This window comes from Pedococcus sp. 2YAF34, from assembly GCF_052114585.1.
Taxonomy (GTDB): Bacteria; Actinomycetota; Actinomycetes; order Actinomycetales; family Dermatophilaceae; genus Pedococcus.
The window spans coordinates 1-8,800 of sequence record NZ_JBFRFA010000062.1 but is presented as its reverse complement, the minus strand read 5'-3'; the positions used below and the strand labels follow the sequence as shown (position 1 = coordinate 8,800).

The following is an 8,800-nucleotide window of genomic DNA, read 5'->3' as shown; positions in this document are numbered from 1 at the left end:
CCGCGGGCGCTGCCTCAGCCGCGGGGGCCTCCGGCTCGTGGGCTGGGGCCTCTGGCTCGGCGGCTGGCGCCTCGCCGGTGGTGGGGGCCTGCTCGGCCTCCGGGACCTCGGCTGCTGGTGCCTCGGCGGCGCTGGGCTCCGGGTCGGTGGCCGTGGGCTCCGGCGCGTCGGCCACGGGGGTGGCCTCGGTCGGGGCGCCGTCCTGCGGCTCGGTGGGGTCTGCCGGGGGCGTCTGCTCGGTCACGTCAGGCCTTCTTCTCGGTCACAGCAACCTTGAGGATGCTGATGGGTGCAGCCGGGGCGCCATCGGTGGCACCACCACTCACACCTGCTGCGGCGATCTTCTCGACAATATCCATTCCACCGGTCACCGTGCCGAAGATGGAGTACCCCTCGGGCACGCTGCTGAGGTCGGTGTCCTTGTAGACCAGGAAGAACTGGTCGGCGTTCGACTTCGGGTCGCTGGTGCGCGCCATCGCCAGGGAGCCGGCAGGGTACTGGCCGTTCTTGGGCGCGTTCTCGATGCCGTAGGAGTAGCCCGGGCCGGTGCCGGTCCCGCCGAGCGGGTCGCCGCACTGGAGCACGTAGATGCCCTGCGTGGTCAGGCGGTGGCACGGGGCGTCGTCGAAGTAGCTGCTCTTCGCCAGGGCGACGAACGAGGCGACGGTCTGGGGAGCCTTCGCGCCGTCGAGCTGCAGGGTGATGTCGCCGCAGTTGGTGGTGAGGACGGCGGTGAACGTCTTGCCCGCGGCGGTCGCCTTGTCGGGGAGTCCCTGCGTCTTGATCGTCGTGGGGCGCGGCGGGGGAGCGGTGCACCCTGCGACCGAGGAGGAGGCGGTCGTGGACGGGGTCGTCGTCGCGCTCGGTGAGGCTGCGGGGGAGTCGTCACCGCCGAGCTTGGTGGCCAGGACGACGAAAGCCAGGACGACGACCAGCACCGCGGCCACGACGGCGAAGGCCTGTCGGTTCCGGGCGGCGTCGCGCTCGCGTTGCGCCGCGCGGGCATCCAGCTTTTCCTGGCGTCGACGCGCCCTGGCTCGTTCCTGCTCCTTGGTCACGCGCGCCAGTCTAGGCAGGCAGCCCGGTCGCTAGGCTGCCGCCCGTGCTGACCCTCGCCTTTCCCGCCGCCGCCTTCGACACGAACTGCTACGTCCTGGCCCCGGCAGCGGGGGAGGAGTGCGTCATCGTCGACCCCGGGATCGGTGTGGAGGAGACGTTGCGCGCCGTGCTCACCGAGCACCGGCTGCGCCCGGCCGCCGTCCTGCTCACCCACGGCCACATCGACCACGTCTACTCGGTGACGCCGGTCTGCGGCGCCGACACGGCGGCGCACATCCACGAGGAGGACCGCTACCGCCTCGTGGACCTGCTGGCCCACGCCAACCCCGGTCTCGTCGGGATGCTCGAGCAGCAGTTCGGGGCCAAGGCCACGTGGACCGAGCCGAGCAACGTCGTGGAGATCCGTGACCGCACCCGGCTCGACCTCGCAGGCCTGTCGCTGGAGGCGCTGCACGCTCCCGGGCACACCGAGGGCTCGGTCATGTTCGCGGTCGACGCAGTGCCGGACGGGGTGGCCGACCAGGTCGACGTGGACCGTACTGTCCTCAGCGGCGACGTCCTCTTCGCCGGGTCGATCGGCCGCACCGACCTGCCCGGTGGCGACCCGGCGGCCATGGACCGGAGCCTGCGCGACGTCGTGCTGCCCCTGCCGGACACCACGCTCGTCCTCCCGGGGCACTACGGGGCCACCACGATGGAGCGCGAGCGGGCGACCAACCCCTACCTGCAAGGATTGGGCGCGTGAAGATCACGCCGATCAGCGGTTTCCCCGAGTACCTGCCCGCCGAGCGGATCGTCGAGCAGCACTTCCTCGACGTCATCCGCGAGACCTTCGAGCTGCACGGGTTCCCCTCGATCGAGACCCGGGCCGTCGAACCCGTCGACCGGCTGCTCGGCAAGGGCGGCGACGCCGACAAGGAGATCTACGGCGTGAGCCGGCTGGCCGGCGAGGAGACCACCGACGCCGAGCTGGGCCTGCACTTCGACCTCACCGTGCCGTTCGCGCGGTACGTCCTCGAAAATGCCGGCCACCTCGCCTTCCCGTTCCGCCGGCACCAGGTCCAGAAGGTGTGGCGCGGCGAGCGGCCGCAGGAGGGCCGCTACCGCGAGTTCACCCAGGCCGACATCGACGTCGTCGACGTGGGGGAGCTGGCGCCGCACTTCGAGGCCGAGATCCCGCTCGTCATGGCCGAGGTGTTCGCCAAGCTGCCGATCGGCCGGATGGTCATCCAGGTCAACAACCGCAAGATCCCCGAGGGCTTCTACCTCGGGATCGGCGTCACCGACGTCATCGGGACGCTGCGCATCGTCGACAAGCTCGACAAGATCGGGCCGGCCAAGGTCGCCGACCTCCTCGTCGAGTCGGGCCTCACGCGCGAGCAGGCCGACCGGTGCCTCGCGCTCGCGGCGATCCGCACCGAGGACCTGTCGTTCGTCGAGCGCGTCCGCGAGCTCGGCGTCGAGCACCCGACCCTCGACGAGGGCTTGGAGGCGCTGGCCCGCGTCATCGACACCGGTATGGCGAACGCCCCCGGAGCGCTCGTCGCCGACCTGCGCATCGCCCGCGGCCTCGACTACTACACCGGCACGGTCTACGAGACCCAGCTCGTCGGCCACGAGTCGTGGGGGTCGTTCTGCTCCGGGGGCCGCTACGACTCGCTCGCGTCCGACGGCAGGACGACCTACCCCGGGGTCGGCATCTCCATCGGCGTCTCCCGGCTCCTCGGCCTCCTGCTCGGCCACAAGATGCTCAGCGCCAGCCGCTCGACGCCGGCCTGCGTCCTGGTCGCCGTCAACGACGAGGACAGCCGGGCCACCTCGACGCGCGTGGCGACCGCCCTGCGCGCCCGCGGCATACCGTGCGAGGTCGCGCCCAAGCCGGCCAAGTTCGGCAAGCAGATCCGGTACGCCGAGCGGCGGGGGATGCCGTACGTCTGGTTCCCCGGCGCGGGCGAGCCCGCCGACGGCAGCGCCACCGGCCCCGACCAGGTCAAGGACATCCGTTCCGGCGAGCAGGTCGACGCGGACGCCTCGGTGTGGACGCCACCCGCCGAGGACCTGCACCCCCAGATCCTGCGCGCGGAGGCCTGACCCATGGACACGACCGGCACGAGCCCCACGGCCCCGACCCCTGCAGGTCCCGACGGGACCCACCCGCTGACCGCCTCGCGCGCCAGCGGTGTGCAGCTGCACATCACCTCGCTGCCCGGCGGACGCCTCGGCCAGCCGGCGCGTGACTTCGTCGACTGGCTCGCCGAGGCCGGCCAGTCGGTCTGGCAGGTGCTGCCCGTCTCCGTGCCCGACCAGCACCGCTCGCCCTACAAGTCGCCGTCCGCGTTCGCCGCCTCCGCGGCGCTGCTGGAGGAGCCGGACGCCCCGGTGGGCCAGGCGGAGCTGGACGCCTTCGCCCAGCGGGAGGCCTACTGGGTCGACTCGTGGACGAGCTTCGGCGGCGACCTCGCCGACCAGGTGCGTTTCGACCGTGAGTGGTCGGCCCTGCGCGCCCACGCCCACGAGCGGGGCATCCAGATCCTCGGGGACGTCCCCATCTACGTCGCGCCCGACGGTGCTGACGAGCGCGCGTGGCCGCAGTTCTTCCGTGACGACGCGGTCGCCGGCTGCCCGCCGGACGCGTATGCCGCGACCGGCCAGCTGTGGGGCAACCCGCTCTACCGCTGGGACGTACTGGCGCAGGACGGCTACCGCTGGTGGGTCGAGCGGCTGCGGCGGACGTTCGCGCTGTTCGACCTGGTGCGGGTCGACCACTTCCGCGGCTTCGCGGCGTACTGGGCGATCCCGGCCGGTGACGAGACGGCGCTCGGTGGACAGTGGGAGACCGGGCCCGGTCGCGCCGTGTTCGACGCCGCGCGCGAGGCGCTCGGGACGCTGCCGGTGCTGGCCGAGGACCTCGGCGACATCGACCAGCCGGTCATCGACCTGCGCAAGGCCCTGGGTTTCCCCGGCATGGCGGTGCTGCAGTTCGGGTTCGAGCCGGCCTACGAGTACAACACCCACGACCTGGCCAACCTCGCGCCCGACCAGGTGGTCTACACCGGCACCCACGACAACGACACCGTCGCCGGCTGGTGGGCCGAGCTGCCCGAGCACCGCCGTGAGCTCGTCCGCGCCGCCTGGCGTGAGCAGGGCGTCGCCGCCAACGGCGACGCCGAGCCCGGCTGGGCGATGATCGAGCTGGCGCTGGGTACGCCCTGCGGCCTGGCCATGATGCAGGCGCAGGACGTGCTCGGGCTGGGCTCGTCGGCGCGGATGAACGCCCCCGGCATCGAGGGCGGCTGGTCCTGGCAGCTGGAGCCCGGCGCCCTCACCGCCGAGCACGCCGCCCGACTGCGCGAGCTGACCGCCGGCTCAGGCCGCGGGCGGGTGCAGGCCTGAGTCCCGCAGCTCCAGCAGCGCCAGCGCCCTGATCGTCGGCGCCTCGCCACGCCGCCAGGCGCCGGTGGGGTCGGGGGAGATGGCGGCGAGCTTGCGCATCGGCTGGCGGGCCATGGCGCGCAGCGCGAACAGGTCGAGGTCGGCCGCCTCGTCGATGAAGCGCTGGGCTGCCGTGGCCCGGCGCACGAAGCGCCCCCGCAGGAACAGCCAGATGAACCCGACGATGAGGATGGGCACGAGGGCGGTGACCCACCCGAGCACGTTCGCCAGCCGGGTCACGGCGTCGACCAGGTCGGTCCCCGCCTGCTGGATGGTGGTGCCTGCCGTGCCTGCCTTCCGGAACGGCGTGGCGATCTGGTCGCCGACCAGCGGCACGTCGCGCACGGCGTCGCCGGCTCCGTTCATCTGCTGACGGAAGCCCGAGCCGGCGTCCTGCAGCTGGTGACCCGGCGCCGCGAGCTCCATCGTCGTGTCGTGGACCAGCCGCCCGACCCAGGCCCACAGGCAGACCCAGGCCACCAGGCCGAGGTCGGCGAGGATCTGGAGGGTGCGGCGGCCCGGCAGGTCTGCGTAGAGCTTCATGCCGCCTACACTCCCATCCGTGCCACCGACCAGCGCGATGGAGCGTGCCGTCCGCAGCTGGCTGGCCCACCTCGACGTCGAGCGCGGCGTCGCCGCCAACACGCTCACCTCCTACCGTCGCGACCTCGGCCGCTACACCGCGTACCTCGCCGGACGGGGGGTGCTGGAACCGTCGGAGGTGACGCAGGCCCACGTCGCCGACTTCCTGGCCACCCTGCGCGAGGGGAGCGCCGACCACCCGCCGCTCGCGGCGTCGTCGACCGCGCGGACGCTTGCGGCGGTCCGCGGGCTCCACCGGTTCCTGGCCCTCGAGGGTGAGGTGCGCACCGATCCCGCCAGTGCCGTCAGCCCGCCGAAGCCACCGGCCCGGCTGCCCAAGGCGATCGCCGTCGACGAGGTCGAGCGGCTCCTGGAGGCCGCCAGCGTCGGCGACACACCGGCGTCACTGCGCGACCGCGCGCTGCTCGAGGTGCTGTACGGCGCGGGCGCCCGCATCTCCGAGGCCATCGGTCTCGACATCGACGACATCGACACCGGCGAGGGCGTGGTGCGGCTCTTCGGCAAGGGCAGCAAGGAGCGCGTCGTCCCGCTGGGCTCGTACGCCGCCGAGGCCGTCGGCGCCTACCTCGTCCGGGGACGTCCCGCCTTCGCCGCCAAGGGGCGGGGGACGCCCGCCGTCTTCCTCAACCAGCGCGGAGGCAGGCTCTCCCGGCAGTCCGCCTGGGCGGTGCTCAAGGCGGCGGCGGAGCGGGCCGACCTGACCGCCCACGTCTCGCCGCACACCCTGCGGCACTCCTTCGCGACGCACCTGCTCGACGGCGGCGCGGACGTGCGCGTCGTGCAGGAGCTGCTCGGCCACGCCTCGGTCACGACGACCCAGATCTACACGCTGGTCACGGTGCAGAGGCTACGTGAGGTCTACGCCCAGAGCCACCCCCGTGCCCGCTGATAGGGTCGTCCCGATCAGCGCGAGGCTGACCGTCGAACGCCAACTCACCGGGAGTGAAACGCCTGTGGAACCTGAGGTGACCACGCAGTCGCAACCGTCCGCCCAGGGCACCCCGGAGACGTCCAGCAGCACCGAGCGCGACCACGCGCGGCTGCCCGGCACGGAGACGGTGGGTCCCGGCCTGCTCGGCCCGACCGGTCGTGCCATGCCGGACTTCCCCGACCCCGCACCCCTGCCCAGCCACGGTCCTGCGCGCATCATCGCCATGTGCAACCAGAAGGGTGGCGTCGGCAAGACGACGACCACCATCAACCTGGGTGCCGCCCTCGCCGAGGTGGGTCGCCGGGTGCTGCTCGTCGACTTCGACCCGCAGGGCGCGCTGTCGGTGGGCCTCGGTGTCCGTGCCAACGAGCTGGACGTCACCATCTACAACCTGCTCGTCGAGCGCGGGCACGACGTCCGTGACGTCATCCAGACGACCGCCACCCACAACCTCGACGTCATCCCGGCCAACATCGACCTGTCGGCCGCCGAGGTGCAGCTGGTCGGGGAGGTCGCCCGCGAGCAGATCCTCGCCCGGGTCCTGCGCCCGGTCATGGACGACTACGACGTCATCCTCATCGACTGCCAGCCCTCGCTGGGCCTGCTCACGGTCAACGCCCTCACCGCGGCGCACGGCGTGATCATCCCGCTGGAGTGCGAGTTCTTCGCCATGCGCGGCGTCGCCCTGCTCGTCGAGACGATCGACAAGATCACCGACCGCCTCAACCCGCGCCTGCAGGTCGACGGCATCCTCGCGACGATGTACGACTCGCGCACCCTGCACAGCAAGGAGGTCGTGCGCAGCGTCGTCGACCACTTCGGCGACCAGGTGTTCCACACGGTCATCAGCCGGACGGTCAAGTTCCCCGACGCCACGCTCGCCGCCGAGCCGATCACCACCTACGCGTCCACGCACGGCGCCGCCGCGTCGTATCGGCAGCTGGCCCGAGAGCTGATCGCCCGTGGTGGGGCGGCCTGACGAGGTGACCGAGGCGGCCACCGCCGTCGAGGGGCCGTCTGCCGGACAGGTCACCCCCGGCGGCGTCATCACCCGTCGCAGCGGCGGTGCCCCGTTCGAGGTGCACCTGGACGTGTTCTCCGGACCGTTCGACCTGCTGCTCGGGCTCATCAGCAAGCACAAGCTCGACATCACCGAGATCGCCCTGGCGAAGGTGACCGACGAGTTCATCGCCCACATCAAGGCCGCCCAGTCCTCGGACTCCGAGTGGGACCTGGGGCAGGCCTCCGAGTTCCTGCTCATCGCCGCGACGCTGCTCGACATCAAGTCGGCCCGACTGCTGCCGCAGACCGGTCCGCAGGACGAGGAGGACCTCGCCCTCATCGAGGCCCGCGACCTGCTGTTCGCGCGGTTGCTGCAGTACCGCGCGTTCAAGGACATCGCGTTCACGTTCGCCGAGCGGATGGCCACCGCCGGGCGGATGACCCCGCGGCAGGCCGGTATCGAGCCGCAGTTCGCGAAGCTCCTGCCCGAGCTCGTCATCAACATCACCCCCGAGCAGCTCGCCATGGTCGCCGCCCGGGCGATGACCCCGAAGGTGCCGCCGACGGTGGGGCTCGAGCACCTGCACGCGCCGCAGGTCAGCGTCCGCGAGCAGGCCGGCCTCATCGGGACCCGGCTGCGCACCGAACGGGTCTGCTCGTTCCGGTCGCTGGTGGCCGACGCCGACTCCACGCTGGTCATCGTGGCGCGGTTCCTGGCCCTGCTGGAGCTGTTCCGGGAGGCGGCCATCGCGTTCGAGCAGGCCGAGGCCCTCGGCGAGCTCACCGTGCGCTGGACCGGCACGGACGACGGCGACATCGAGGTCAGTGACGAGTTCGACGAGGGCGACGAGTTGGACGAGGGCGACGAGCGCGACGGCACGACCGACGACGTAGGCGACGAGGAGAAGACGACCGATGAGTGAGCAGCAACCTGAGCCCGTCCCAGCGGCCGGACCCGACCCGGCGGTCGAGGTGGACGCGGGGGTGGTCGCCGACGAGACGCCCGTGGAGCCAGACGTGGTCGCCGAGGAGCAGATCGCCTTCGACGTCAACGACTTCCCGGGCGGCGCCCGTGGCGCGATCGAGGCCGTGCTCATGGTCGTCGACGAGCCCGTCACCGAGATGGCGCTCGCCTCCGCCCTGGAGCTGCCCGTGGACGACGTGCGCAGCCACCTCGAGGAGCTCGAGGCCGAGTACGCCGCGCAGCAGCGCGGGTTCACGCTGCGGTCAGTGGCCGGCGGGTGGCGGGTCTACAGCCGCTCCGACTACGCACCGGTGGTCGAGAAGTTCCTGCTCGACGGCCAGCAGGCCAAGCTCACCCAGGCGTCCCTCGAGACCCTTGCGGTGATCGCCTACCGCCAGCCCATCTCCAGGTCGCGGGTGTCCGCGGTGCGTGGCGTCAACGTCGACGGCGTCGTGCGCACCCTGGTCAACCGTGGCCTCATCGAGGAGCTCGGCACCGAGACCGAGGGCGGCGCCGTGCTCTACGGCACCACCGCCTACTTCCTCCAGCGTCTGGGGCTCGGAAGCCTCGACGACCTCCCGGCCCTCGCGCCGTACCTTCCCGAGATCGACGTGCTCGACGAGATAGCAGAACAGGGACGCGGATGACACCCCCACGCAGCAGAGACAGCGGAGCCGGATCGGGCCGAGGCGCCGGAGGTGGTCGCGCCGGAGGCTCCGGTGCGAGCCGTTCCGGCGGTGGTCGCCCGGGGTCCGGTGCCGGGCAGGGCGGTGGCCGCGGCGGTGCTGGTGGCCGCGGCGGTGCTGGTG

General features: G+C 72.2%; 9 protein-coding genes and 1 pseudogene. 7 read left to right on the top strand and 3 right to left on the bottom strand.

The genetic code is table 11. The features are described from left to right. Both AB4Z02_RS18610 and AB4Z02_RS18605 read right to left on the bottom strand, forming a co-directional pair. Positions 1 to 244: pseudogene (locus AB4Z02_RS18610) on the bottom strand (DUF349 domain-containing protein); the annotation flags it as partial. A 1-nt stretch (position 245) separates the two neighbouring features. Further along, on the bottom strand, positions 246 to 1,058 hold the full coding sequence (locus tag AB4Z02_RS18605; protein WP_056885068.1) for a peptidylprolyl isomerase: 813 nt from the start codon (positions 1,056 to 1,058) through the stop codon (positions 246 to 248). 44 nt (positions 1,059 to 1,102) lie between these two features. On the opposite strand from AB4Z02_RS18605, the gene AB4Z02_RS18600 reads away from it, so the two are divergent. The 3 genes from AB4Z02_RS18600 to AB4Z02_RS18590 are packed head-to-tail and all read left to right on the top strand — an operon-like array spanning position 1,103 to position 4,452. Continuing rightward, positions 1,103 to 1,804, top strand: a complete 702-nt coding sequence (locus tag AB4Z02_RS18600; protein ID WP_441972835.1) for an MBL fold metallo-hydrolase — start codon at positions 1,103 to 1,105, stop codon at positions 1,802 to 1,804. Further along, entirely contained in the window at positions 1,801 to 3,150 is a 1,350-nt protein-coding gene (gene hisS / locus AB4Z02_RS18595) for a histidine--tRNA ligase (RefSeq protein WP_441972833.1), read from the top strand. Before AB4Z02_RS18600 ends, hisS begins: the two co-directional genes overlap by 4 nt. Before the next feature lie 3 nt (positions 3,151 to 3,153). Beyond that, the gene (locus AB4Z02_RS18590; RefSeq protein ID WP_441972832.1) at positions 3,154 to 4,452 is read left to right on the top strand and encodes a 4-alpha-glucanotransferase; all 1,299 of its coding nucleotides are present in this window, start codon (positions 3,154 to 3,156) and stop codon (positions 4,450 to 4,452) included. On the opposite strand, the gene AB4Z02_RS18585 is transcribed toward AB4Z02_RS18590, so the two are convergent. Beyond that, on the bottom strand, positions 4,426 to 5,034 hold the full coding sequence (locus AB4Z02_RS18585) for a hypothetical protein (protein ID WP_441972830.1): 609 nt from the start codon (positions 5,032 to 5,034) through the stop codon (positions 4,426 to 4,428). The two genes, AB4Z02_RS18590 and AB4Z02_RS18585, sit on opposite strands and share 27 nt — an antisense overlap. Between AB4Z02_RS18585 and xerD the strand changes: the two genes are divergently transcribed. The 4 genes from xerD to scpB all read left to right on the top strand — a co-directional run bounded on the left by xerD (position 5,033) and on the right by scpB (position 8,638). Next, positions 5,033 to 5,983 (top strand): site-specific tyrosine recombinase XerD, encoded by a 951-nt coding sequence (gene xerD / locus AB4Z02_RS18580; RefSeq protein ID WP_441972829.1) that lies wholly within the window; start codon positions 5,033 to 5,035, stop codon positions 5,981 to 5,983. The two genes, AB4Z02_RS18585 and xerD, sit on opposite strands and share 2 nt — an antisense overlap. Positions 5,984 to 6,188: 205 nt before the next feature. Further along, positions 6,189 to 7,004, top strand: a complete 816-nt coding sequence (locus AB4Z02_RS18575) for a ParA family protein (RefSeq protein ID WP_056885342.1) — start codon at positions 6,189 to 6,191, stop codon at positions 7,002 to 7,004. A 4-nt stretch (positions 7,005 to 7,008) separates the two neighbouring features. Further along, on the top strand, positions 7,009 to 7,950 hold the full coding sequence (locus AB4Z02_RS18570) for a segregation and condensation protein A (protein WP_441972828.1): 942 nt from the start codon (positions 7,009 to 7,011) through the stop codon (positions 7,948 to 7,950). Further along, positions 7,943 to 8,638 carry an SMC-Scp complex subunit ScpB gene (gene scpB, locus AB4Z02_RS18565; protein ID WP_441972826.1) on the top strand — a complete coding sequence of 232 codons (696 nt, stop codon included), beginning with the start codon at positions 7,943 to 7,945 and terminating at the stop codon, positions 8,636 to 8,638. The genes AB4Z02_RS18570 and scpB overlap by 8 nt, the downstream gene beginning before the upstream one ends. Positions 8,639 to 8,800: the final 162 nt, after the last annotated feature.